A 24,689-nucleotide genomic window follows, 5' to 3' on the forward strand; every position below is an offset into this window, starting at 1 on the left:
GGGCCGCCCGCAGTACGATGATCGGGCCCCCGGTGTGTCGGGGTTCTCGTAGCTGAGGAGATGCGTGCCCGTGCCTGCCCGACTTCCCTCATGGGCCTGGGTCTCCGGACTGACCGTGGGGGCGATCGCGGCGGTGAGCGTCCTGGCCGTACAGGCCGACCAGGGACCCCGTCCCACCGCCGCGGACGCCAAGCCGAGCCCCTCCGCGTCGGCCGAGGCGCACCCGACGCCGAAGGAGACCACCCCGGCCCCGGTACCGGACGGTTCCGGCACCGGGCGGCGCGTCGTCTACTCGGTCGGCCAGGACCGGGTGTGGCTGGTCGACGCCAGCGACGCAGCCCGGCGGTCCTTCACGGTGTGGCCCGGCACGGTCGACCCCGGCCCCGGGGAGTACAGCGTCGGCACCCGGCGCGAGGACCCGACGACGGGCTCCGACGGCATTCAGGTCGAGCAGATCATGTACTTCGCCCAGGAGGGCGGCGTCTGGGTCGCCTTCTCCAACGCCGTGGACGGCTCCTCGCCGCCTCCCGCCGCCGACGCGAAGACGGGCGGGATACGGCTGCCCAAGGCGGACGGCGACGCGCTCTGGGAGTTCGCGACCTCGGGCACGACGGTCACGGTCGTCGAGTAGCGTCCGCGTCACCGGGCGTGAGCTGGGCGACGATCAGCACGACGCCGCTGAGCAGGAAGACCCGCGTCGCCGCCTCCAGCCCGTTCCAGTCCTCCGACTGCCACATCGCGAACCACTCGCCGCCGATCGCGATGAACCCGGCCCCGAAGAGCAGCATCAGCATCAGCGTGCCGTACGTGGTCATGCGTCGCGCGGGGGCGTGGTCCCGGCGTATCCAGAGCCAGGTCGCGTAGATCAGCACGAACGCGGCGACCGTCTCCCAGACGATGATCGCCACGTACGCGGTGTCCTGAAGGCCCTCGCTCGTGATCGCCCGCCACATCAGGTCGTCGTCCTTGAACGTCGTGTCCATCGCGAGGACGTGGCGCACGAACTGCTGGTTGCTGTCGAAGTCGGTGATGTTCCCGAGGGCCACGAGGGCGATGTAGAGGGCCAGGATCCCGGTGAGGACGGTGGCTGCGAGAGGAAGCGTGCGTGGAGTGTTGGCCATGAGAGCACTATCGCGAAGCGCGGAACGCTCCGATCGGCGGGGTCCGCTACCGTGATCCTTTCGCAGTGTTCCCGGCCACCGCCGCGAACACTCGACGGCAATCCGTCCTCCGTCGGCTCATCCGAGCAGCCCGATGACAAAACCGCCCGAAGTGTTCACGCCTTCCGACTCACATGGCCACCAGGACGAGCGCGACCGCGTTCAGAGCCAGGTACCCGGCGGGGAAGGCGATGTTGTGGAAGACCCGCGTGCGGACGTGGGCGACGACGGCACCGACGAAGAACAGGACGAGACCGACCGCGGCGGCGATCCCGAGGGGCCGGACGCCCAGCATGCCGATGAGGAGCCCGGCGGCTCCGGCGGCCTTGAGCACGGCCAGTCCCGGAATCCACGACGCGGGGACCTTCACCTCGGCCGAGTTGGCGAGGACGAACCGGGCCCCCATCAGGTCCGCGACGGCGATCCCGGCGTTCGCCACGACGGCGACGACGGTGACGATCACGCAGGCCGTGAACACGCACCTCTCCTCCCACCCGTTTCCCTGAGCCAAGAAGCCAAGAGGCCAAGAGGCCAAGAGGCCAAGAGGCCAAGAGGCCGAGAGGCCAAGAGGCCAAGAGGCCAAGGAACCACGGGACCAAGCCTTCATCTCGGCGTGCCACGACGTCCAATACCTGCGCCTATAACCTGGCGGCATGGACGTCGACACCCGGCTGCTGCGGTATTTCGTGGCTGTGGCGGAGGAGAGCAGCCTCACCCGGGCCGCCGAGCTGCTGTACGTCTCCCAGCCCGCGCTGACCAAGCAGATCCGGCAGTTGGAGGCCGGGCTCGGCGTGGACCTGTTCACGCGGTCGAGGACCGGCATGACCCTCACCGAGCCGGGGCGGGCGCTGGCGGAACGGGCCCCCGCCCTGCTGGCCGGGTGGGAGCGGGCGCTGCGGGAGACGAGGTCCGCGGCGAGCCGTGCGGCCCGCGTCCTGCGGGTCGGATTCATCGCCAGCGCCGCCAACGAGGCGACGCAGCCGATCATCGCGGAGTTCGCCCGGCGCCGGCCGGGCTGGCGGGCCGAGATGCGGCAGGCCGCCTGGTCGAATCCCTCCGCCGGACTCGCGGACGCGGACGTCGACGTCGCCCTGGTGCGAGTGCCGTTCCCCGGTCAGGACGCGCTGCGGGTGACGGTCCTGTTCAGCGAACCCCGCTGCGTCGTGCTGCCCGAGGCGCACCCCTTCGCCGCTCGTGCGGTGATCGCCTTCCGGGACCTGTGGGACGAGCCGTTCGTGGCGGCCCCACCGGAAACGGGCCGGTGGCGGGAGTACTGGCTGGCCGCCGACGAGCGCGACGGCCATCCGGTGCGCGTCGGCGCGGTCACCGAGCAGCCGGACGACTGGCTCAGCGCGATCGCCAACGGATACGGCATCGCCCTCGCCCCCGCTTCCGCGGCCCGCTTCTACACCCGGCCCGGCGTCGTCCACCGCCGGGTCACCGGAGTGAGCCCCAGCAGCGTCGGTGTCGCCTGGGCCCCCGCCGACGACGACAACCCCGTCGTCCGGGACTTCGTCCGCTGCTGCCGCGAGAGGCGCGTCGCCACGTGAACGTCTCCACACCGTTCCTGCCCTGACCGGACATCCTCGTTCGAATACAGTGCTGGACGTCATTACGTGGGGCCAGTGGTGTGGACAGCGATGTGGACAGTGCCGAGAGGAGGTCCAGGTGGGCGCGACGACCGGTGCCGTCTGGGGCCGTGCCGAGCAGCAGGACTTCCGCAGCCGGGTGCGCGGAACGCTGCTCGGGGTGGCTGTCGGGGACGCCCTCGGCGCGCCCGTCGACGGGCTGGACCTCGACGGCATCCGCGAGGCCCACGGCGCGGAAGGGCTCACCGACCTGGCCCCCGCCTACGGCCGGCGCGGTGCCGTCACCCACCTCACCCAGCTCGCCCTGTTCTCCGTGGACGGGCTGATCCGCGCGCAGGTACGGCGGGACACCGGCGCCTGGCACCCGCCGACCGACCTGCACCGGGCGTACCGGCGCTGGGCCGCCACCCAGCGCGACTGGGGACCCGACCTGCGGCGCAAGGACGACGGCTGGCTGGCCCACGAGGAGTGGCTGTACGCCCGCCGGAACGCCCCCCGCGCTCTGCTGCTCGGCCTCGGTGACGAGACCATGGGCACCCCGGAGGCACCCAAGAACCCCGGCGATCGCGGGCCCGAGGCCGCCGCCCGGTCGGCGCCGTTCGGGCTCCTGGTCGGCTGGGAGCCGCAACTGGTCGCCCAGCTCGCCGTGGAGTGCGCGGCCCAGACCCACGGCCACCCCACCGGCTACCTGGCGGCGGGCGCGTACGCCGTGATCGTGCACGGGCTGGCGCGCGGCGAGAGCCTCGACGGTGCCGTGCAGCGGGGACTCGCCCTGTTCGCCGCCAGGCCGGGGCACCAGCCCGTGTCGGACGCCCTCCAGCGCGCGCTCGGCGCGGTACGGCAGGGAATGCCGGGCCCGGCGCGGGTGACCGAGCTGATCGGCGAGGGGGCGGCGCAGGGGCTGGTGGCCGCCGCCGTCTACTGCGCCCTCGTCGGCGAGGACGTACGGCACGGGCTGCGGCTCGCCGTCAACCACGGCGGGCCGTCCGCCGCGACCGGTGCCCTGACCGGCGGGCTGCTCGGCGCGCTGCACGGGGAAACGGCCCTCCCACCGGCCTGGCTGGCCGAGTTGGAGGGCCGTCCGACGATCCTGGAACTGGCCGACGACTTCGCCATGGAGATGACCCAGGGCCCCGCGCTGCACGGCCCGGCGGGATCGTCGCCGGGGTGGCTGGCACGGTACCCGCGGGGATAGGGCCTGCCGTTCGGAACATGCCGGCGTCGCGGGGCGTGGCACGCGCATTCGCGGCGTTGTCGTCGGTTGCCGGGGCTCCGCCCTGCCGCCCTCCTCCGCCTTGCAGCCGCACGCACCACGCCCCGCTCGGGTGGGCCGAGAGGCGCGGTCCCTCTCAGCCGACCTGATCCGAACGACGGGCCCTGGCGAACGCCGGGAGCGTCCAGGGGCCGACCGCGCGGTCAGCCCTGGTCGCCCACCCGGGTGCGTCCCACCCCGTCCTCCACGCCGCCCGCCGGCGCCGGGACGGCCGCCGCCGCGCCGGAGGCGTCGTCGTCGCCGTCCGTGTTGACCCGCTCGATGATCGCGAGCCGTTCCGGGGTGTCCTCCGGCTTCAGGAAACCGATCAGGACGTACAGGACCAGCGACACGGCCAGCGGGATCGACACCTGGTACTCCAGCGGCACCCCGCCCTCCACGCTCCAGTTGATCGGGTAGTTGACCAGCCAGAAGGCGAGCAGGCCCAGCGCCCAACTGGTGAGCGCGGCCGTCGGACCCGAGCGGCGGAAGGGCCGCAGCAGACCGAGCATCATCGGGATCGCGATCGGGCCCATCAGTCCGGCCACCCACTTGATCACGACGGTGATGATGTCCTTGAAGGTCGGCGAGTCGACCTGCGTCGCCACCGCCATCGACAGGCCGAGGAAGACGACCGTCGCCAGCCGCGCCGCCAGCAGCCCGGCGCGATCGCTCCAGCTCCTGGCCCGCGCCGACAGCACCGGCGCCACGTCACGGGTGAAGACGGCCGCGATGGCGTTGGCGTCCGAGGAGCACATGGCCATGGTGTGCGAGAAGAAGCCGACGATGACGAGGCCGAGCAGGCCGTGCGGCAGCAGCTGCTCGGTCATCAGGGCGTAGGAGTCGGAGCCGTCCGCCTTCTGCGACTCCACCAGCAGCGGCGACATCCACATCGGGAAGAACAGCACCAGCGGCCAGACCAGCCACAGCACCGCCGACAGCCGAGCCGACCGCTCGGCCTCGCGGGCATTGCTCGTGGCCATGTAGCGCTGGGCCTGGTTGAGCATGCCGCCGTTGTACTCGAAGAGCTTGATGAAGAGGAAGGCGAGCAGGAACACCGTGCCGTACGGGCCGACCAGCGGTTCGCCGTGGCCCTGGAGTTCGGGCTCGTCCCAGACGCCGAAGAAGCCGCCGTGGTCGCCGAGTTTCATGACCACGGCCACGAACATGGCCACACCCGCCAGCAGCTGGATGATGAACTGGCCCAGCTCGGTCAGCGCGTCTGCCCACAGGCCGCCGATCGTGCAGTAGATGCCCGTGATGACGCCGGTGATCAGGATGCCCTGGTTGAGGGTGATGCCGGTGAAGACCGACAGCAGCGTGGCGATGGCCGCCCACTTCGCGGCCACGTCCACGATCTTCAGCAGCATGCCGGACCAGGCGAGGGCCTGCTGGGTCGGCAGGTCGTACCGGTTCTTGAGGTACTCCAGGGGAGAGGCCACGTGCAGCCGTGAGCGCAGCCGGTTGATGCGCGGCGCGAACAGCTTGGACCCGACGGCGATGCCGAGCGCGATGGGGAAGGACCAGGTGACGAAGGACGTGACGCCGTAGGTGTAGGCGATGCCCGCGTACCCGGTGAACATCACCGCGCTGTAGCCCGACATGTGGTGCGAGATGCCGGAGAGCCACCAGGGCATCTTGCCGCCGGCCGTGAAGAAGTCGCTGACGTTGTCCACGCGTTTGTGCGACCACACGCCGATCGCCACCATGACGGCGAAGTAGCCGATGAGCACGGACCAGTCGAGACCGTTCATGTGCCCCCTTCCGGGGTCCGCCTTGTGAACTCCGCTCAGCTGGCTGGCACTTCGCGCGAGCGGGGTAGGGGCGAGGAAGGAACCGCGAAGTGCCCGCTCATCGTGGTTGTGCCGACGCGGGCACGACAAGGAAGGGGAGGGTCAAGAGCAGGTAAAAATGTTCGGCTTGCTGACCTGGGTTCACCTACATGAACATCCGGACGGCCCTCCCGAGGCCGCCTACTTCAGCTCGTCCGGGCACGGCGTACCCCGCTTCAGCCCGTACGGCGACGCCAGCCGGTACGTGCCCGCCTCGGGGGCGATCAGCACCGTCCACTTGTCGCCCTCGGCGGTCTCCTCCGTCTCCGTCAGGCAGCCGTTGACGTTGTCGAACGTCTTCGGCGTGCCCTCCGGACCGTTCTTGGAGGCCTCCGTCTCCTGGGGCGGCTCCAGCTTCCTGCCCTCGGCGTCGACGAGGCTCAGCCACGGCGAGTGCGGCATCCGGACCAGAACGCGGCCCGGCTGCTTCACGTCGATCGTCCACTCGTCCTGCTCGGCACGCTGGACCACCGCGTCGGGCTCCGCCAGCGGCGTCGGGTCGAGCACCTCGAACAGCTGCCAGTTGGCGTCCCCCCAGACCTGCTTCAGGTACGGCAGGCCCCGCTGAATCAGCTCCCGCTCGCGTTTGCCGCCGTCGCCGTCCGGCTCGCCCTTGGGCAGCACCACGTAGTGCACGGCCCAGCGCTTCAGCCACTCGTGGTAGTTCGCCGAGTTGAGCGTGTCGTCGTAGAAGAGCGGGTTGCGCTCCATGTCGGCCTGGCGGGTCCAGCCGCGGGCCAGGTTCACGTACGGCGCGAGCGCCGAGGCCTCTCGGTGGGAGCGGGCGGGTACGGCCTCCACCCGGCCCTTCTCCGCGCCTACCTCCTGCAGTTCGTTGAGGAGCGGCGCCAGCTCGCGCGCCCAGGAAGCGGTCGGCTGGGTGTGGACGACGTCGTCGGCCGACTTGAAGCCGATCCAGCCGACGAAGCCGATGACCGCGACCACGAGCGCGTACCACTTGCGCGTCCGCGCCACCGTGAACGGCAGCGCGGCCACCAGGGCCGCCCCGGCGAAGAGCATCGCGAGGCGGGTGATGTTGGAGCCGATCTGGGAGCTGATCAGCCAGACCAGCAGCACGGACAGGCCGTAGACCGCCGACGTGATCCGTACGGTCGTCCAGGTGCGCGGCACGAACACGTACACCAGGCCCGCATACAGGACCGGCAGGACCGCCGAGCCGAAGCCCATCGGCTGCGTACCGGAGAAGGGGAAGAGTACGGCCGACAGCGCGACGACCGCCGCCGGGGCCAGCCCCAGCGACCAGGCCCCCGGGCGGCGCTTCTGGAGGAACAGGGCCACCGCCACCAGACCCACGAACAGACCCGAGACCGGCGAGGCCATCGTGGACAGCGCGGCCAGCGGCGCCGCGCACAGTCCCTTGGCCCACCGCTCGTACCGCCAGCGGTAGGGCCAGCAGAACACCACCGCGACCGCCCCCAGCCCGAACATCATGCCCAGCCCGAACGTCACCCGGCCCGACGCCGCGTTGCCCAGCAGCCCGAACAGGCCCGCCAGCGACGCCCACAGCGGATTGCGGACCACCCGGCTGCGGATCAGGATCATCGTCAGCAGCCCGGCCGACAGCGTCCCCGCGATCATCATCGTCGTACGCACGCCGAGCACCGACATCAGATACGGCGAGACGACGCTGTACGACACCGGGTGCATGCCGCCGTACCAGGCGAAGTTGTACGCCGAGTCCGGATGGCGGCCGACGAACTCCGACCACGCGTCCTGCGCCGCGAGGTCGCCGCCACTGTTCGCGAACGTGAAGAACCAGGCGATGTGGAGGATTCCCGCCAGGGCGGTCACGGACAGCACGGGGTGGCGCAGCATGCGCTCGCGCAGGGCCAGGAAGGCGGCCTTCACAGCGGACGGCGCTTCCGGCTCGGCACGGTCCGGCTCACGGACGCCGCCCGCCGGGCCCCTGCCGGTCCTCCCGCTCCGTCCGCTCTCCCCGGCGTCCTCGCGGGGCGCGGGTACGTGCGGTCGCGGGCCGGCTCCCGGGCCCGCATCGGCGTCGTCGGCGCGTGTCGGCTCCGCAGTGGCCACCTGAAGGCACTCCCCGTGTCCCGTTTTCTGCTTACGGCCGTGTCCCGTTCCCGTGACCGGCGACCTGCCCGTTTCGTGACGCTAGCACGCACTCCCGCACCGTGGCTTCCTCCCCTCCGGGACCCCGCGGCCACCCTCCGGGACCTTCCAGGAGCTTCCGGGACGCAAACGCCCCCGCGGCCGGGTGGGCCGCGGGGGACGTCCGCGTCGGTGCGGCCCGTGCGGGCCGGCCGTCAGCCCAGGCGGGTCAGCTTGTCCGTGAAGGCGGGCTCCACGAGATCCTTCTGGAGGGCGACCGGTACCTTCACCGCGCCGGCCGCCTCGCCGTCACCGACCGTGAGCGTGCCGACCTTCGTGCCGGCCGCGGCCGTGTGCGGCACCTCGTCCGCCTTGAACGTCAGTCTGACGGTCAGGCCCGGCCAGCCGACGGCTTTGACGTCCTGTGTGGCGACGACCGGCGTCCGGCCGCCGAGACCGTCGTCGACGTACCCGACGACGCTCCCCTTCTTCAGGATCGTCGACGACTCCAAGGTGTCCTGCGCGGCCCGGATCAGCTTGTCGCCGGAGTCCAGCGCGGCACCGAGGATGGTGTTGTCCTTGCCGCCCGCCGGCTGGCGGACCACGGCACCGACGATGGTCCGGGTCTCGCCGCCGACCTCCTTCTTCGCCGCGAAGACCAGGTTGCCGAGCGCGGAGGTGGTGGTGCCGGTCTTGATGCCGACGACGTCGTTGTGGCCGACCAGGTGGTTCCAGTTGGAGTGGTTGACGCCCTTGTAGTCGTCGTACGACATCATCGCGGCGACCTCACGGAACGCGGGCGACTTCATCGCCTCCTTGGCCAGCTTCACCTGGTCCACGGCCGTGCTCACCGTCGTGTTGTTCAGGCCCGACGGGTCGGTGTACGTCGTGTTCGACATGCCGAGGTCCTTCGCGGCGGCGTTCATCTTCTCCACGAACGCCTTCTCGGACCCCGCGTCCCAGCGGGCGAGCAGTCGCGCCACATTGTTCGCGGACGCGATCAGGATGCTTTCCAGGGCCTCGCGCTGCGAGATCGAGTCGCCCTGGAACACGTTGACGGTCGACTCCTGGCCGGCCTGCGACTGGTCCTCCGCCGCCTGGTCGATCTGGATCTTCGGGCCCTCGGCGCCGCTCTCGAGCGGGTGGTCGCGCAGGACGACGTACGCGGTCATGACCTTGGCGACACTCGCGATCGGCACGGGCTGCTGATCGCCGGACGAGCCGAACGTGCCGATGCCCTGCACGTCCAGCGCGGCCTGCCCGCTGGACGGCCACGGGATCTCCGGCTTGCCGCCCTCGAAGGTGAAGCTGTCCTGCGCCGTGAGGTCGAGCTCCGGCGCGGGCAGTTCGCGCATCGACTGCACGACGCCGAAGACGATCACCAGCAGGATGACCAGCGGGGTCCAGATCTTGACCCGGCGCACGGTCGTCCGCAGCGGGGTCTCCGGGGGCGGCGGGGTGTTCGTCAGCTCCGCCAGCAGGTCCAGCGGCGGCTTCGGCGGCAGCGGCTGCTGCGTCGTCCGCTCGGGCCCGACCTGCGGTACGGCGGCGGTGGCCCCGGTACGGGGTGCCTGTGGCGCCCTGGGGGCCTCGGGCGGGGGCTTGCGCGTCGCGGGGTCGTCCGGGTGCCGGAGCGCGACGAACTTGCTGGTCCGCTCGGCGCCAACCTCCGGGACCCGCGCGGGGGCATCGCCGCCCTTGCCGCCCTTGCCGCTCTTGTCTTCCTTGCCGGTCTTGGGCGGGTTGGCGGTGTCGCCCAGCTTCAGCATGGTCGTCGGCTGGTCGACGGCGGGCGCGGAGGGCCGCGGGGCCTTGAAAACGGCGGTGGGCTGATCGACGGGACGCCCGCCGTCCGCGGAGCCGCCCCGGTCCGCACTGCCGACGGCCCCGGCGGCGTCCTCGCCGTCCGGGCTCTCCACGGTGCCCGTGGACGCCCCGGAGCGGCCGTCGGACTCGCCGTCCGCGCGCTCGTCCGTGCCTTGGCGTGCGTCGGACCGATCGCCGGACTCGCCGTCGGGGTGCTCTTCGGTGTCCTTCGAGGCGTCGGGGTCCGCGGTGGCGGCAGCGTCCGCGCGCCCCTTCGTGTCCTCGCGTGCGTCGGACCGATCGCCGGACTCGCCGTCGGGGTGCTCTTCGGTGTCCTTCGAGGCGTCGGGGTCCGCGGTGGCGGCAGCGTCGGCGCGCTCCTTCGTGCCCTCGCGTGCGTCGGGTCCGCCGTCGGACTGACCGCCCACGTGCTCTTCGGCGTCCTCGGACGCGCCGGAGCCGGTCCCGGCTCCCGTGGCCTGCGCGTCGCGCTCGTCCTCGGGCGCCCCGGAGTCCGCGGCGGTGTCCCGCCGGGTCTCCTCCGCGGCCCCCGCGCGCGGCGTGTCCCCGGCGCCGGCCTCCGCGGCGGCCCGCTCGTCGGCGGTCGCCACCCAGGCGGCGACGGCGTTCCGCAGCCGGCCGTCGGTGGCGGCGGCGGGCTCGTCGCGATCGGCCCCGGAGGTGCCGGACGTATGAGACACCTCGGAGGTGTCGGACTCTTCGGGCGTCTCGGAGAAGCCGTCCTCGACGGGGTCCGAGCCGGCGCCCTCGCCCTCGGCTTCCGCCTCCGACTCCGCCTCCGTGTCGGACTCCGCCTCCGTCTCGCGGACCGACAGCACCCGGGTCGCCGTATCGACGCCCCCACGGGACCCGGCGGACCCGGCGGACGCCGACGGCTTCGCGTCCTCCCGTGCCACCGCCAGCCGCGGATCACGCGCCTCGCTCGCCTCGGTCCTGGCTTCGGGAACCGGACCCGCGCTCCCCGACGTCGGTTCTTCCGACGACTCGCGCTGCTTCGAACTGTCGGGGGACTCGCCCGCCACCGATGCCTCCTCCATGCGCCGCACGTCGCGTGTGCGCTACCGAACCCGTACCGAAACCATGTACCAGTGTCCTGTGTACGGGTGGAACCCACGCGGTAGACGAGAACGACATACCTACTGGTTCCATTGCGAACCGGTCACGCACCCTCGACAGACCAATGTGAGAGGGGTCACCCTGTCTTTCATCCACGCGGGGAGGCATGGATGGGCAGGAGCCGCAGAACACTTCCGGAAGAGCTTCTGCTGCTGGCGTTGGACCCGACCACGGGTACCACCGCACAGCCGCAGTCGCTCGACCTCGGTCTGGCCGGAGCACAGCTGGTGGAGCTGGCGCTGGCCGGACGGATAGCCCCAGACGGGGATCGTATCGCCGTGGTGGCACCACGGCCGACAGGAGATCCAACACTGGACTGCGCGTTGGAGTTGCTGCGAAGGCGTGGCGCTCCCGTACGGGCGGTCAACTGGATTGGCGGGCCCCGCCTGGGGCTGCGCCAGACCTACCTCTCGCATCTGGAGCGATGCGGCATGGTGCATGCCGTGGAGGGCCAGATGTGCGGGGTGCTGCCGACGACTCGCTATCAGGCGACGGACACGGCGATCAGCAGGGAGATCAAGGCCCGGCTGGACTCGGCGATCCGCACCGGCGTACCGCCGGACCCGCGGACCGCGGCGCTCGCCGCGCTGGCCCACGCGGTCGGTCTCGGCAAGCACCTCTACCCGGGCAACGAAGGACGCTCGTCACGGTCCCGCCTGCGGGACCTCATCAGGCACGACCCCATGGGCGGCCTGGTGGCGCACGCGGTGATGGACGTCCAGAACGGCGCGGCGGCCCAGCCACGCCGTGCCCCGGCCCCGGCCGGCCGCCAGGCCGCGGGACCGGGAGCCAGGCCCGCCCCGGAACCCGCGCGCGGTGTTCCGGCGCAACCGCGCCACGGATCCATGGCGCGTGCGGTGGCCCACTGAGCCACACCCACCGCGACAACGCACAGCAGCAACACGCAGCAGCAAGGCACAAGCAGTACCCGCACCGCCGCACCGCCAGTCCCCAGGCCCGGTCACGGGAGCCGCAGGTTCGCGCGGGGCGGCGGGACCGACCGTACGTCCGGCACGCCCGGACGGCGGTACGGTTCCGCCGCCCCGCGCGGCCATGTGTACGGGGGGCGCCCCGAACTGGCGTGTACGCGGCGCATATCGACCGTTTCCCAGCGGCAGAAAGCACCTTGGTGGCAGTCTGCTCAGCAGCAGATACGCAAAGTGGCAGGTATGAGTCACGCAGCCGGAGGTGCACGTCCCGTGGCGTCCAATGTCAATCCCACCGTCAGGCGACGCCGGCTGGGCCAGGAGCTGCGCCGGCTCCGTGAGCTCAAGGGCATGACGGCCGAAGAGGTGGCGGAGCGGCTGCTGGTCTCGCAGTCGAAGATCAGCCGCCTGGAGAACGGCCGGCGCAGCATCAGCCAGCGTGACGTCCGCGACCTGTGCGGGGTCTACGAGGTCGAGGACCAGCGGATCGTCGACTCGCTGATGCAGATGGCGAAGGACTCGCGCCAGCAGGGCTGGTGGCACGCCTTCGGGGACATCCCCTACAGCGTCTACATCGGCCTGGAGACCGACGCGGAGTCGCTGCGGACCTACGAACCGCAGATCATCACCGGCCTGTTGCAGACCCGGCCGTACGCCGAGGCGCTCATCCAGGGCGCCCTGCCCGAGACTTCGGTCGCCGACATCGAGAAACGGGTCCAGGTCCGCATACGGCGCCAGGAGCGCATCTCCGCCGACAGCAACCCGCTGCGGCTGTGGGTGGTCCTGGACGAGTCCTGCCTGCGCAGGGTGGTGGGCGGCAAGCAGGTGATGCGCGAGCAGCTGGAGCACGTCGCCGAGCTGTCGCAGCTGCCGCACATCACCGTGCAGGTGCTGCCGTTCGACGTGGGGGCGCACCCCGGCATCAACGGCCAGTACTCGATCCTGGAGTTCGCCGACGCCGCCGACTCGAGCGTCGTGTACATCGAGGGCGTGACCAGCGACCTGTACCTGGAGAAGGCGCAGGACGTGCAGAAGTACACGGTGATGTACGAGCACCTGCGGGCGCAGGCGCTGAACGTGGAGGAGTCGCGGCGGCGCATCGAGGACGTGGCGAAGGAGTACGCCCGCTGACGTGTCGGCGGATGTTACACCCCTGGTATGCGGTACTGGAGGAGACACTGGTATATGCCACCCGGTCGGGTGAATGGCTGCTCCGATCGGCGAGGACAGCGAGTAGCGTCGATCACGCCAAAGATCAAGCGTCATTGGCGTAAACAGCACTCAGCACTCGCCATCGGAGCAGACATGGCAATTCTTCAGGGCGCCCAGGAATCGTGGACCAAGTCCTCCTACTCCGGAGGAAACGGCGCGTGCGTCGAGGTCAAGTCACCGGTCGTGGCGGCACTCGCCGTCCGCGACTCCAAGGTCACCGAGGGCCCGGTCCTGGCCTTCCCCGCCGACGCGTGGAACGCCTTCGTGACCTCGGTCAAGGAGTAACGGCTCCACGCTCCGCCCACCAGCACCGCCGACGGAGCCCTCTCGACCAGTTCGCCGACCTTGCCGAGAGGGCTCTGTTCAGTTCCGGCCCCGCGTCGGCTCGACTCAGCTCCGTCGCGCTCAGCTCACGGGGAACGCGATGTCGCACACCGGGTCCTCGGGGCCCGACGCCTCCCAGTCGGCGAAGTACACCTCACGGCAAGGACCCGCCACCGTCAGCCCCTGAGCGGCGACCCACTCCTCCACCGCCTCGAAGGCGGCCAGGATCTGCGGATGGGCCACCTGCGCCTTCGTGATCCGGGTGTAGGCCAGCCGCCGGGCCGGCTCCACCCGCGCCTGCGACTGCCAGGCCCGCCCCCGCTCCTCGCTCCACGCCCGGGCCGCCGCCTCGTCGGCGACCGGCACGCACGACTCCGCCGGGCCGTCGCTCTCCATCGACACCTCGGCGTGGTAGACGACGAACGGCGCCGCCGTCACACCCCCGCAGCCCCGCGCCGCCTCCTCCAGCCGGGTCAGCGAGGCACCGATCCACGCCGGCAGCTCGCCCGCCAGGGTGTGCCGCATCTCGCTGATCACCACCTGCGCCGGCACGTCCACCGTCTCGACCACGAACTTTCCGTACACCTCGGAACTCCTCCCCGAAAGACGTCCACGGAGGTAGTCGGCGAGCGTTCGCTGCCCGGCCACCCGGGCCTCCACTCCCGCCCAGTAGGCGTCGAGCAGAACGGCGGCCCCGGGCCCGTCCGCGTGGACCACCTCCGCGACCTTCGCGAGCGGCATGTCCAGCTGGCGCAGCAGGGCCACGAGCCGGGCGCGTCCGGTCTGCCGGGTGCGGTAGTAGCGGTAGCCGGTGGCCTCGTCCACATGGTCGGGCACCAGCAAGCCCATACGGTCGTACAGCCTGAGAGCCTTGGCCGACAGCCGGGCCCGCGCGGCGAACGCCCCGATGGTCAGCAACTCGTCGTCGCGTGCATCGTCCACGTCGTCATCCTCCGTCGCCGGGCGGCCTGTTCCGCCCGGCGACGACGATGCTCGGGCCTGCCCCAGGGGCAGGGTCAACCCGCCAGCCGCTCCTCCACGGCCGCCACGACCTCGGCCGACTCCGGCTCGGCCTGCGGCGAGAACCGCGCGGCGACCTCGCCGTCCCGCCCGATCAGGAACTTCTCGAAGTTCCAGCGGATGTCCCCGCTGTGCCCCTCGGCGTCGGCGAAGCCCGTCAGCCGGTCGTACAGCGGATGCCGGCCCTCCCCGTTGACGTCCACCTTCTCGGTCATCGGAAAGGTCACGCCGTACGTCGCCGAGCAGAACTCGGCGATCTCGTCGGCGCTGCCCGGCTCCTGGCCCATGAACTGGTTGCAGGGGACGCCGAGCACGGTGAAGCCCTGTTCCGCGTACCGCTCGTGCAGCCGCTCCAGGCCGGCGTACTGGGGGGTGAGCCCGCACTTGGAGGCCACGTTGACCACCAGTACGACCCGGCCCGCGTACTGGGAGAGGTCGGCGGATCCGCCCTGGAGGGCGCCGATGCCGACGTCGAGGGGGAGGCTGTCGTTGCGCTGCGTGTTCTCTGAGGTCCTCATGAGCGGATGCTAGCCCCGTCACATGTCGTGCCGGCGGGCGCGTCACCCGGCCTCGATACTCGGCCTCGATTGGGTTAAGGACCGCTCGGGAACTCCTGCGCCAACGAACCGTTGCATAGTCTAAGAGACTGGGGAGGGACGCCTGAGAACGGGGAAGAGGCGACTCTTGAGCGCTGCGACACCGGAGTAGTCATGACCGTGAAGAAGTCGCCGTCCAGTGCCACGATGCTGGCCTGGGTGCCTGTCGCGGCCATGACCGTGGTCGCCGTCGTGGACCTCACGGCCGGGCCGGGGGTGGGGCTCCTGCCGCTGGTGTCGCTGGGACCGGCGTTCGCCGGACTGGTCGGCGGCTGGCGTCGTACGGCGGTGATCGGGCTGGTCGCGCTGCTGCTCTGCGTGGGCCTCGGCCTGTACAACGGGCTCTTCGACCGTCCCCGCGGCTACACCGCCATGGTGTCGGTGGCCGGTGTGACCGGCGTCGGAATCGCGGCGGCCGTGATGCGTTCGCGCCGGGAGGCGGAACTGGCCAGTGTGCGGTCGATCGCGGAGGCGGCCCAGCGGGTCCTGCTGCGCCCGGTACCGCTGACCGCGGGCCCGCTGCACGCGGCCGTCTCGTACACCTCGGCGCTCGCCGAGGCCCGGATCGGCGGCGACCTGTACGAGGTGACGGCCTCCCCGCACGGCGTCCGGGTGATCGTGGGCGACGTGCAGGGCAAGGGCCTGGCGGCGGTGGAGACCGCGGCCAGGGTCCTCGGCGCCTTCCGGGAAGCGGCGTACGACGAGAAGGACCTGGTCAAGCTCGGCGAGCGGCTGGAACGCAGCGTCGCCCGCGAGCTGGAGGACGAGAAGTTCGTGACCGCGATCGTCGCCGAGATCGGCTACGACCACCAGGTCGTCCTCCTCAACTACGGCCACCCGGCCCCGATGGTCGTCCACCGTGACGGCACCGCCGACTTCCCGGAGCCGCCCGCCCACGCCCTCCCGCTGGGCCTGGCCGCACACGGCGGCCCCGGCCCGGAGCTGTTCTCGGTGCCCTTCGTCCCCGGCGACCAGCTGCTCCTCTACACCGACGGCGTGACGGAGGCCCGGGACGAGGAGGGCGACTTCTACCCGCTCGCCGAACGCGCCCACCTCCTGAAGGACCCCGACGTCCACCGGGCCCTGGACGCCCTCCGCGAGGACCTGGTGCGGCACGCGGCGGGACCGCACCACGACGACGCCGCGATGCTGCTGCTGCGGTATCAGGGCCATGACGGCGGGGCAGCGGCCGGACCGGCGTGAGCGTCCGGTCAGCCCCGCCGGCCGCCGCCGCCGACGTGTTCGCCGTCGCGCGGGGCGAGAAGGAGGCGCGGTCCTTCGGCAGCCGCCTCGGGCAGCTGCTCGACGACTTCGACGTCCCCGGTGCGGTGCGGCTGCTGAAGTCCGCTCCCGGCAGGCTGTTCCGCGTCCTGCACCTCTCATGCCGCGCGAGACGCCCCCGAGGGGCTGCACCAGGACTTCCGGGTCGGCACCCTCGAGAATCCGCGCGACCTGATCCCGGGCTGAGAGTTGGCGTTGCCCGCGGCGAGGCCATGAAGGGGCTTCCTTCTCATTTCACTCCAAATGAACCCAAGTCCCTTCGCTTTCCTCGCCTTCAACGCCGCACCGGGCGACGCCCGCGCAGGCGCGCAGCCGGCCGTCGGCCGCGTCCCGGTCGGGGACGGCGCGCAGCATCGCGTAGGGCCCCTCGGCCGGGTCGAGTCGGGGCAGGTGCCGGAGCACGACTCCGGTGCCCGCGCCGATCAGCCCGGACAGGACCGCCTCGGCCAGGGCGTGGTGAACGTGCACGAGATAGTCGGCCAGGGACACCCGGGTGGTGACGACGTCGAGCCGTGCCGTGCGAAGGTCCGGACCGGCGCCGGCCCGGGGCGGAATCTCGATCCGGGCGGGCAGCGGGGGCAGGGCGGGAGCGGGGAAGAGCCGCAGCAGACGCCGCAGCGGCGGGGCCTCGCCGGTGTCCTCGGGCAGCGTCCACGCCATGGCGCCGTCCGCGCTGACGTGGTGGAAGGCGAACCGCGTACGGAGGTTGTCGGGGTTGCCGGAGAGGAAGACCGTGCGGGTGTGGGCGCGCAGCCACGGCTCGCTCAGCGTGTCCGGCAGACTCAGGGCGTAGGCCACCGCGGACCGCGCGAACGTCGTGGGTTCGAAGCGCCGCAGCACGACCGTCACGGCCGTCCGGTCCGGCTCGGCCGCCCGGCCGGCGCGCGCGGCCCGCACACGGCGTTCGGCGTGCTCCCGGAGGTACTGCTGGGTGAACACGGGCGGTGCCCCTTCTGCCGGGCGGTCAGAGGTAGACGGCGGAGGTTACGGCGCGCAGCGGCACCCGCTGGTGTCTGCGCAGCAGCGCGGAGGTGAGCCGGTAGGGATCCACGTGGGCCCGCCCGCCGGTCTGCCGGCGGCGTTCGCGCTCAGCAGGTGCCGCAGTGCGCCGTCCTGTGCCGCCCGCACGTCGCCGAGTGCCTTGCGCAGCCCGTCCCGCTCGGCCAGCACTCTTCCCCGGTACGCGGGGAACAGTTCCGCCTCCATGTCAGACACCGGCCCGATGCCCCGTCGCGTGCACGACGGCGTCGACGGCACGGTCGATGCCGGAGCCCGGTTCGGGGGGCGTCCGGGCGGTGCGCCGGTCACGCGGTCGCGCATGTGCACCACGGCCAGTTGCAGCAGGGTGATGAGGATGTCCGGCGAGTAGCGTCCGGCCGGAGCCCTCAGCGCTTCGGACAGCAGTTCCCGGCGGGCCCGGCCGATCAGCGCGTAGTCGGTGTCGAGCGGCGTCTGGTCGCAGGTGACCACCGTCCAGTGGCCGCTGTCGGCGAGACGCCGCAGCACCGACGACTTGCCCGAGTAGTCCGGGCCGAGCAGGACGGTGAATTCCGGGCCGTCGGCCCGGGGTGGCGCGTACGGCCGGGCGCCGTAAGGCATGGGTGAGGTCGGCAGCTTCACTTCCTGGTAGCTGATCCGCGGCCGGCCCGAGCGCGTGCCGGTTCGAGCACATGCAGGCCCGAGCACATGCAGGCCCGAGCGCGTGCCGGTTCGAGCGCGTGCCGGTTCGAGCGCGTGCCGGCCCTGCGCACGTGCCGGCCCTGCGCACGGCCGCGGGCGCGCGCGGGCACGGCCGCTCGGACGGCGGCCCGCCCGGGGCCGTGGCGTGGTGCGGTCGGTTCTTCGGGTTGTGCCGGTTCCTTCGGGGCGCGTGCCGGGCCCGGGGCCCGCCGCCTGATCCGCGGGGGCGGGCCGGGGCCTAGCTCCGCCGGCCGGTGGGGGACGAACCCATGGGCTCGTAGTACTCGGTGAACAGCCGGCCCACCAACTCGCCGCGGCTGGACACGCCGAGCTTCTCGAAGATCGCCTTGATGTGGTCGCGCACCGTGTGCGGCGACAGGTGCAGCTCCTCGGAGATCCCGCTGGTGGACAGGCCCCGCGCCACCCGTCGGGTGACCTCCAGCTCCCGTTCCGACAGCTCGTAGGCCTGCACGACGAGCGGCGTGACGTCGGAGACCGGGGCGCGTTCGATGATCACCGCGGAGGCGCCGGGGCGTCCGTCGGCCCCGCGCAGGCAGGACGCGTGGCACACCAGCCAGCGGCCGGTGCGGGTGCGCATCCTGATCCGCGCGGTGTCCCCGCCGCGCTCCTCGGCGATCGCCCTGGCCCGCATCGCGGTGCCGTGCACCCACAGGGGTATGCGCAGACCGAGCGCGGTGAGCGAGGCGGGACCCCGCGGCATCTCCTCCAGGTAGCGCCGTGCCTCGTCGTTGACCGAGACGAGGGCGCCCTCGGCGTCGAACAGCAGCAGCCCGGTGCCGGTCAGAGCGTCGCCGGACGGCTCGGGACGCTGTTTGGCGTACGCCCTGAGCAGGCGGGCGACGGGCGTGCCCAGATCCTCCATGAACCTGCGTTCCCCGGTGGAGAACTCGGCCCGCCCCGTCTCCCGGAACAGGCTGATGTACCCGTGGGGCCGGCCGTCCACCCGCAGCACGGCCCGCAACTCGTCGTGCACCCCGCGCGGCGCCAGAAAGCCCCGGTACAGGGAACTGCGCTCGGGCTCGCCCCCCGTGGTCTCCCACAGGCTGGCCACCGGTACCGGCGCCAGCGCGAGGTCCCGGAACAGGTTGATCTTCTCCGTGAACAGCTCGTACTGCCAGTAGACGGCACAGCTGTGGTCCTCGATGTTCTCCGCGAAGATCGGCGACGTGATCATGCCGGTCTCCGGGTCGGTGGCCCGCCAGACGGCGGCGTCGTACGGGACCGCCCTGCGCAGTTGCGTCGCCAGCGTGCTGAACAGCGTGTGCGGGCTGTCCGCGCGTCCGGCGCGCAGGAGGAGTTCGTCGCGACCGAGAGCAGTGGGCATCTCCGGCACTCCGTTCCGGGGTGGTGTACGGATGAAGAGTCAGCCTTGCCTGTCACAACCTGACTCCACCGTACGCCACTTGGCGGTTCCGGGGCGGTGACGCCGACCGTCACCACACGTCGTCCGGGAGCCACTGCGCGTACCGCCGTGGGCCGGTCAGGACGGGCCCGTCCCCGCGGAGGTGCACGGTCGGCAGGCCGGCCGCCTCCGGCATTCTCGGCATCTCAGGCCCGACGTAGAGCGGGTCGATCCGGACGTGCTCGATGCCCAGTGGCCCGAGCAGCGCCAGGAGCGCGGGCCGGGACAGACGGATCCACCGCTGGGTGGGTCCCAGCGCGGCGTGGAGCCGTTCCTCGCGGGTGAAGGCGAGGCCGACCCGCTCGGTACCGGCACCCGGCCGGGCCGTGCGCACGACGGCCGCCGCGCCGTCGAGGTCGCCGACCCGGACCGGGACGTACAGGAGCGCGTCCACTACGTCACGTCTCGAGGCAGAACTCGTCGAGCGGGTAGCCGACGTGCCGGTCCTCCGTCGGCAGGAAGCCGAGCACCTTGTCGCCGGGCTTCAGCTCGGTGCTGTTGAGGACCTTGCCGCCCGGGCCGAGCACCCGCACGTGCCAGTCGTCCTGGAGGATCAGATTGACCTCGCGGCCGTCGGTGGAGACCGCGTTCACCGAGATCAGCGGCCTGGTCTCGATCTTGACCCGGCCGACGGTGACGAGCCGGGTGCGGCCCTCGACGTCGGACGCCACGACCTTGCTGCCGGCCTTCAGCTCGCTGAGGTAGTTGGTCCGGCCGTCCTTGGACAGCGTGTACGAGTGGATGGCGCCGGCGTTCACCCGGAACGGGCGGGTCGGCATGTACGGCAGCGGGTGCGTCTCGCTGACGCAGAGGATCATGCCCTTGGAGTGCGACCCGACCAGGATGCCCTCGTCCTCGCGGAAGTAGGTGCAGGTGTCGACGCAGGCGCGCTCGCCCATGCCGACGTGCTCCGTGCCGACGACCTCCAGCTCGGTCAGAAGCAGGTCGGGGGTCTCGGCGTTGACCACGGCCTTCAGAGCGGTGGCGTCGCCGACCTTGCGGGGCGCCATCATGACGCCGTCGGAGCCGTGCTCCAGCACGCCGAAGATGATCTCGGCCTCCTCGACGTCGGCCGCCACCGTGATCAGACTGCCCCGGGCGGCGGCGGACGCCGCGATGACGATCTCCAGCGGGATCTTGGTCGGGTCGCGGAACAGCAGCAGGCTCCACTGCTCGGTGCGCGCCGACTGACAGGCGTCCTCCAGCGTCTTCGCGTCGACGATTTCCACGAACCGGCCGAATTCCAGCTCCGGGTGCCTGAGCTTCAGCTCGGCGGGGGTGATCTTGTGGAAGTCGGGGTCCACGATGATCACGGTGGCCTCACCGAAGTCCTCCGGGAGGGTCTTGCCGCGGGGGAACAGCACCTTGGTGACGGTCGGGGGCAGGCCCTCCAGGGGTGCCGGGTCCGCCGCGACGATGCCGTCGACCCGCTGGTGCAGCGCCTCCTGGACGATGGCGTCCCGCGCCTCGTCGACGCCTCGGATGTCCAGCCAACTGAGCTTCATGTGCAGGGCTCCTAGGGGTCACACACTGTGGATGAGATCGGCCAGCTTCCCGGCCATGACGCCGGGATCGGGCGCCTCGAAAACGTTGCGGCCCATGGCCACGCCCGCGACGCCGGCGCTCAGCGCCTCGCCGACGTGGGCGAGGACCTGGCCCTCGTCGTCGTTGCGCGGACCGCCGACGGTGATGACCGGGACGGGAGAGCGGGCGACGATCTCCTTCATCTCCGTCACCGAGCCGACGTAGGGGGCCTTGACCAGGTCCGCGCCGAGATCGGCGGCCAGGGTCACCGCGTGCGCCACCAGCGCGGGGTCGCGAGGATCGCTGATCCTGGGGCCGCGGGGGTACATCATCGCGAGCAGCGGTACGTTCCAGCGGTCGCAGGCCTCGGCGACCGCCGCCAGGTCGGACACCTGCCGCTGCTCGCCGTCCGAACCCAGGTTGACGTGCACGCTCACCGCGTCCGCGCCCAGCCGCAGGCTCTCCTCGACGCCGGCCACCAGGTACTTGGCGTCCGGGTCGGGAGCGTGCACGGTGCTGGCGCTCAGATGGACGATGAGCGAGGTGCTGCCGAACCAGGCGGGATCGACGTGCCGGAGACTGCCCTTGTGCAGGACGATGGCGTCCACCCGGTTGGTGGCCAGCCGGCCCACGAGTCCGTCGAGCCCTTCGCCGCCGGTGATCGGTCCCTGGCTCACCGAATGGTCCATCGGCACGATCAGTAGCCGTTCGGAATCGTTTCGGTAGAGGCGCCGCAGGCGTAGCCGCCTGCCGAACGCGCCATTGGAGATCATGGGGGTTCCTCATTTCTCCGTGCCGGTCTTGGATCAACCTTGAAGAGGGCGGGTATCTTCGGCGTCTCATCCGCATATCGCGTGCGGCGACCTTCCGATATCGACGGGAAACATCAGCGGTCAAGACTCGTGGGCAACCGGCGAGAAAGGTGTCCACAAAGTGACGACCATGAAGATTGACGGGCACGGCCTGAGCATCGCCCAGACCGTGGCCGCCGCATCCCGCGAAGGTTCGGAATTCGCGGTCTCCGAGGACGCGTTGCGGGCGATGAACGCCTCCCGGAACCTGAAGCTGGAGATCCTCGCGACCGGCAAGCCCATTTACGGGGTGACGACGGGATTCGGTGACAGCGTCAACCGGCAGATATCACCGGAGAAGACCGCACGACTGCAGAACGAGCTGATCCGCTACCACCTGAACGGAACCGGCCCGCTGGCCTCCGACGAGGTCGTGCGCGCCACCGTGCTGATCCGCGCCAACTGCCTGGCCCGCGGCAACTCCGGCGTCAGCCTCCCCGTCGTGGACCTGCTGCTGGACTTCCTCCGGCACGACATCCTGCCGGCCGTCCCCGAGCGCGGCTCGGTCGGCGCCAGCGGTGACCTGGTCCCGCTCTGCTACCTCGCCAACGCCCTGACGGGCCAGGGCAGGGTGCGCCACCGCGGCGAGACCCGCCAGACCGCGGAGGTGCTGGCCGAGTTGGGCCTCGAACCGGTGACGCTGGAGGCCAAGGACGGGCTGGCGCTGATCAACGGCACCTCCTTCAGCTCGGCGTTCGCCGTCCTGAACACCGAGGCGGCGGCCGAACTCGCCGACGTCGCCGACATCTGCACCGCGCTGGCCGGCGAGGGAATGCTCGGCAACCGGGGCCACTACGCGCCGTTCATCCACAACGAGAAGCCGCACAGCGGCCAGGGCGCCAGCGCCGCGTTCATCCACGAGATGCTCGAAGGCTCCTCGCTGGCGATGACGTACGACCAGGTCGTCGACCTGAACGTCCCGCTGGACGGCCGGCACTACCAGAAGCTCGCCCGCAGCATCCAGGACCGCTACTCGCTGCGCTGCGCCCCGCACGTCAACGGCGTGCTGCGGGACATGCTCGACTGGGTCCGCACCTGGATGACCGTGGAGATCAACTCCTCCAGTGACAACCCGCTGTTCGACCCCTCCACGGGCGCCGTGTACAGCGGCGGCAACTTCTACGGCGGGCACGTCGTCACCGCGATGGACTCGCTGAAGACGGCCGTCGCCGGCGTCGCCGACCTGCTCGACCGGCAGCTCGCGCTCCTGGTCGACGAGAAGTTCAACAACGGCCTCACCCCGAACCTGATCGCCCGGGTGGACGACGACGACACCGAGGCCGGGCTTCAGCACGGCTTCAAGGGCATGCAGATCGCGTGCTCGGCGCTCACCGCCGAGGCGCTCAAGCACGCGGGTCCGGCCTCCACGTTCTCCCGCTCCACGGAGGCCCACAACCAGGACAAGGTCAGCATGGCCCCGATCGCGGCGCGCGACGCGCGCAACGTGATCGAACTGACCCGTGAGGTCGCCGCCATCCATCTCCTCGCCGCCTGCCAGGCAGTCGAGCTGCGCGGTGTCGACGAGATGAGCCCGCGCACCAGGGCCGTGCACGCGCGCATCCGCAAGGAGGTCCCCTTCGCCGCCAAGGACCGGCAGATGGACGGCGACATCACGGCGGTCGTGGAGATGATCGCCTCCGGCGCGATCACCGAGGCCGCCCGGGCGGGAGGCAATCCGTGACCGTCGCCCTGAACACCGAAGCGGCCGCCTCCGGTCCGGCGTCCGGCGCGCTGCCGGGCATCGGCGACTGGAAGACCTTCGACGAACTGCGGGCGCTCCAGCGGGAACGGATCGGTCCGACGCTGCGGCACGCTCTCGACTCGCCGTTCTACGCCGAGCGTCTGCGGGCCGGGCAGGAGCTGTCCACGGTGGGCCTCACCGGGAAGGCGGACCTGCGCGACAGTTACCCCTTCGGCATGCTCGCCGTGGACAGGGAGCGCCTGGCCTCCTACCACGAGTCCAGCGGCAGCACCGGCAACCCGACCCCCGCCTACTTCACCGAGGCGGAGTGGACCGACCTGGCCGACCGGTTCGTCCGCAAGACCGTCCCGCTCGGCCCCGGGGACACCATGCTGGTGCGCATCCCCTACGGGCTGGTGCTCGCCGGGCACATGGCCCACTGGGCCGCCATGCGCGGCGGCGCGACCGTCGTCCCCGGCGACTGCCGCTCGCTCGCGGTGCCCTACTCGCGGGTGGTACGCGTGCTGCGCGACCTGGAGGTGACGCTGACCTGGTCGACGCCGAGCGAGTGCCTGCTGTGGGTCGCGGCGGCCAAGGCCGCCGGCTGCCCCGCCGGTTCCTTCAAGTCGCTGCGGGCGCTGTACGTGGCGGGCGAGCCGATGAGCAACGCGCGCCGCCGCCGGATCGAGGAGATCTGGGGCGCACCGGTCATCGAGGAGTACGGCTGCACCGAGGTCGGCCCGCTGGGCAGCGACTGCCCGTACGGCCGGATGCACTTCTGGGCCGACCGGGTGCTGCCGGAGATCTACGACCCGCAGACCGGGCGCATCACCGCCGAGGGCGCCGGGCAGCTGGTCATCACCCCGCTGTACCGCGAGGCGATGCCGCTGGTGCGCTACAACCTCGAAGACCTGGTGGAACTGCGGTACGAGGACTGCCCCTGCGGGTGGCAGCTCCCCACCGTGCGGGTCATGGGGCGGCTCGGCCAGGGCTACACGGTCGCCGGGCGGCGCCTCGGGCAGATCCAGGTGGAGGAGATGGTCTACCGGCTGCCCGCCTCCCACGGCGTGCTGTTCTGGCGGGCCAGGGCCGAACGGGACCGCCTGGTGGTCGAGTTCGAGGCACCCGGCCCGGACGGCGCGGAGGCCGCCGCGTCGCTCGCCGCGTCCGTCGAGGCGGAACTCGGGGTGCCCTGTGTGGCCGGCGCGGTACCCGAGGGCACGCTGGTGCCGACCGCGCTGCTGGCGGAGCAACTGGACGCCATGAAGCCGCGCAAACTGTTCGGGCCCGACGAGGACTGGGGGCAGGCCGTTGTCCGGGGTTGA

At 71.5% G+C, this 24,689-nt stretch carries 23 protein-coding genes; 9 read left to right on the forward strand and 14 right to left on the reverse strand.

The features are described from left to right. Nucleotides 1-70 precede the first annotated feature (70 nt). Nucleotides 71-631, forward strand: a complete 561-nt coding sequence (locus ACIQ1J_RS11495; RefSeq protein ID WP_403556221.1) for a hypothetical protein — start codon at nt 71-73, stop codon at nt 629-631. On the opposite strand, the gene ACIQ1J_RS11500 is transcribed toward ACIQ1J_RS11495, so the two are convergent. Beyond that, nucleotides 615-1,121 carry a DUF2165 domain-containing protein gene (locus ACIQ1J_RS11500; protein ID WP_210963785.1) on the reverse strand — a complete coding sequence of 169 codons (507 nt, stop codon included), beginning with the start codon at nt 1,119-1,121 and terminating at the stop codon, nt 615-617. The two genes, ACIQ1J_RS11495 and ACIQ1J_RS11500, sit on opposite strands and share 17 nt — an antisense overlap. A gap of 169 nt (nt 1,122-1,290) precedes the next feature. Next, nucleotides 1,291-1,638: a DoxX family protein gene (locus ACIQ1J_RS11505; protein ID WP_403556223.1), complete on the reverse strand. Its 348-nt coding sequence runs from the start codon at nt 1,636-1,638 to the stop codon at nt 1,291-1,293. Between the two features lie 175 nt (nt 1,639-1,813). On the opposite strand from ACIQ1J_RS11505, the gene ACIQ1J_RS11510 reads away from it, so the two are divergent. Next, entirely contained in the window at nt 1,814-2,710 is an 897-nt protein-coding gene (locus ACIQ1J_RS11510) for a LysR family transcriptional regulator (RefSeq protein WP_403556225.1), read from the forward strand. Between the two features lie 118 nt (nt 2,711-2,828). Continuing rightward, nucleotides 2,829-3,944, forward strand: coding sequence for an ADP-ribosylglycohydrolase family protein (locus ACIQ1J_RS11515; protein WP_403556228.1), 1,116 nt, complete (start codon nt 2,829-2,831; stop codon nt 3,942-3,944). A 221-nt stretch (nt 3,945-4,165) separates the two neighbouring features. On the opposite strand, the gene ACIQ1J_RS11520 is transcribed toward ACIQ1J_RS11515, so the two are convergent. The 3 genes from ACIQ1J_RS11520 to ACIQ1J_RS11530 form a co-directional block, all read right to left on the reverse strand. Next, a complete protein-coding gene (locus ACIQ1J_RS11520; RefSeq protein ID WP_403556230.1) occupies nt 4,166-5,755 on the reverse strand; it encodes a sodium:solute symporter family protein in 1,590 nt (529 codons plus the stop codon). A gap of 219 nt (nt 5,756-5,974) precedes the next feature. Next, nucleotides 5,975-7,885, reverse strand: a complete 1,911-nt coding sequence (locus ACIQ1J_RS11525) for a glycosyltransferase family 87 protein (protein WP_403556232.1) — start codon at nt 7,883-7,885, stop codon at nt 5,975-5,977. Between the two features lie 233 nt (nt 7,886-8,118). After that, nucleotides 8,119-10,767: a D-alanyl-D-alanine carboxypeptidase gene (locus ACIQ1J_RS11530; RefSeq protein ID WP_403556234.1), complete on the reverse strand. Its 2,649-nt coding sequence runs from the start codon at nt 10,765-10,767 to the stop codon at nt 8,119-8,121. Between the two features lie 189 nt (nt 10,768-10,956). Between ACIQ1J_RS11530 and ACIQ1J_RS11535 the strand changes: the two genes are divergently transcribed. From ACIQ1J_RS11535 to ACIQ1J_RS11545, 3 genes are all read left to right on the forward strand, one after another. After that, nucleotides 10,957-11,715 (forward strand): GPP34 family phosphoprotein, encoded by a 759-nt coding sequence (locus tag ACIQ1J_RS11535; protein ID WP_279565536.1) that lies wholly within the window; start codon nt 10,957-10,959, stop codon nt 11,713-11,715. A gap of 330 nt (nt 11,716-12,045) precedes the next feature. Next, nucleotides 12,046-12,903: a helix-turn-helix domain-containing protein gene (locus tag ACIQ1J_RS11540; protein ID WP_403556236.1), complete on the forward strand. Its 858-nt coding sequence runs from the start codon at nt 12,046-12,048 to the stop codon at nt 12,901-12,903. Between the two features lie 174 nt (nt 12,904-13,077). Then, the gene (locus tag ACIQ1J_RS11545; protein WP_210963792.1) at nt 13,078-13,269 is read left to right on the forward strand and encodes a DUF397 domain-containing protein; all 192 of its coding nucleotides are present in this window, start codon (nt 13,078-13,080) and stop codon (nt 13,267-13,269) included. A gap of 120 nt (nt 13,270-13,389) precedes the next feature. On the opposite strand, the gene ACIQ1J_RS11550 is transcribed toward ACIQ1J_RS11545, so the two are convergent. Both ACIQ1J_RS11550 and ACIQ1J_RS11555 read right to left on the reverse strand, forming a co-directional pair. After that, nucleotides 13,390-14,250 (reverse strand): MerR family transcriptional regulator, encoded by an 861-nt coding sequence (locus tag ACIQ1J_RS11550; RefSeq protein ID WP_403556238.1) that lies wholly within the window; start codon nt 14,248-14,250, stop codon nt 13,390-13,392. Nucleotides 14,251-14,324: 74 nt separating this feature from the next. Continuing rightward, on the reverse strand, nt 14,325-14,846 hold the full coding sequence (locus ACIQ1J_RS11555) for a glutathione peroxidase (protein ID WP_403556240.1): 522 nt from the start codon (nt 14,844-14,846) through the stop codon (nt 14,325-14,327). Nucleotides 14,847-15,038: 192 nt separating this feature from the next. On the opposite strand from ACIQ1J_RS11555, the gene ACIQ1J_RS11560 reads away from it, so the two are divergent. Beyond that, nucleotides 15,039-16,127 carry a PP2C family protein-serine/threonine phosphatase gene (locus tag ACIQ1J_RS11560; protein ID WP_403556242.1) on the forward strand — a complete coding sequence of 363 codons (1,089 nt, stop codon included), beginning with the start codon at nt 15,039-15,041 and terminating at the stop codon, nt 16,125-16,127. 8 nt (nt 16,128-16,135) lie between these two features. Here the strand turns inward: ACIQ1J_RS11560 and ACIQ1J_RS11565 are convergent, their stop codons facing one another. From ACIQ1J_RS11565 to bagB, 7 genes are all read right to left on the reverse strand, one after another. Continuing rightward, a complete protein-coding gene (locus tag ACIQ1J_RS11565; protein ID WP_403556244.1) occupies nt 16,136-16,300 on the reverse strand; it encodes a hypothetical protein in 165 nt (54 codons plus the stop codon). A 139-nt stretch (nt 16,301-16,439) separates the two neighbouring features. Beyond that, nucleotides 16,440-17,144, reverse strand: coding sequence for a DUF6182 family protein (locus ACIQ1J_RS11570; RefSeq protein ID WP_403556246.1), 705 nt, complete (start codon nt 17,142-17,144; stop codon nt 16,440-16,442). 45 nt (nt 17,145-17,189) lie between these two features. Further along, nucleotides 17,190-17,804, reverse strand: a complete 615-nt coding sequence (locus ACIQ1J_RS11575) for a hypothetical protein (RefSeq protein WP_403556248.1) — start codon at nt 17,802-17,804, stop codon at nt 17,190-17,192. Nucleotides 17,805-18,123: 319 nt separating this feature from the next. Continuing rightward, on the reverse strand, nt 18,124-19,230 hold the full coding sequence (gene bagY, locus ACIQ1J_RS11580) for a LuxR family transcriptional regulator BagY/FevT (RefSeq protein WP_403556250.1): 1,107 nt from the start codon (nt 19,228-19,230) through the stop codon (nt 18,124-18,126). Nucleotides 19,231-19,339: 109 nt separating this feature from the next. Continuing rightward, a complete protein-coding gene (locus tag ACIQ1J_RS11585; protein WP_403556252.1) occupies nt 19,340-19,702 on the reverse strand; it encodes an SAV_915 family protein in 363 nt (120 codons plus the stop codon). 4 nt (nt 19,703-19,706) lie between these two features. Next, on the reverse strand, nt 19,707-20,813 hold the full coding sequence (gene bagC, locus ACIQ1J_RS11590) for a bagremycin/ferroverdin biosynthesis 3,4-AHBA synthase BagC/FevH (protein ID WP_403556254.1): 1,107 nt from the start codon (nt 20,811-20,813) through the stop codon (nt 19,707-19,709). A gap of 18 nt (nt 20,814-20,831) precedes the next feature. Further along, nucleotides 20,832-21,605 (reverse strand): bagremycin/ferroverdin biosynthesis DhnA-type aldolase BagB/FevI, encoded by a 774-nt coding sequence (gene bagB, locus ACIQ1J_RS11595; RefSeq protein WP_403556256.1) that lies wholly within the window; start codon nt 21,603-21,605, stop codon nt 20,832-20,834. Nucleotides 21,606-21,774: 169 nt separating this feature from the next. Between bagB and bagA the strand changes: the two genes are divergently transcribed. Both bagA and bagE read left to right on the forward strand, forming a co-directional pair. Then, complete coding sequence (gene bagA / locus ACIQ1J_RS11600) at nt 21,775-23,364, forward strand: bagremycin/ferroverdin biosynthesis tyrosine ammonia-lyase BagA/FevW (RefSeq protein ID WP_403556258.1); 1,590 nt, start codon at nt 21,775-21,777, stop codon at nt 23,362-23,364. Continuing rightward, nucleotides 23,361-24,689 (forward strand): bagremycin/ferroverdin synthetase BagE/FevW, encoded by a 1,329-nt coding sequence (bagE, locus tag ACIQ1J_RS11605; RefSeq protein ID WP_403556260.1) that lies wholly within the window; start codon nt 23,361-23,363, stop codon nt 24,687-24,689. Before bagA ends, bagE begins: the two co-directional genes overlap by 4 nt.

Source organism: Streptomyces sp. NPDC097107, assembly GCF_044762405.1.
Classification (GTDB): domain Bacteria; phylum Actinomycetota; class Actinomycetes; order Streptomycetales; family Streptomycetaceae; genus Streptomyces; species Streptomyces thinghirensis.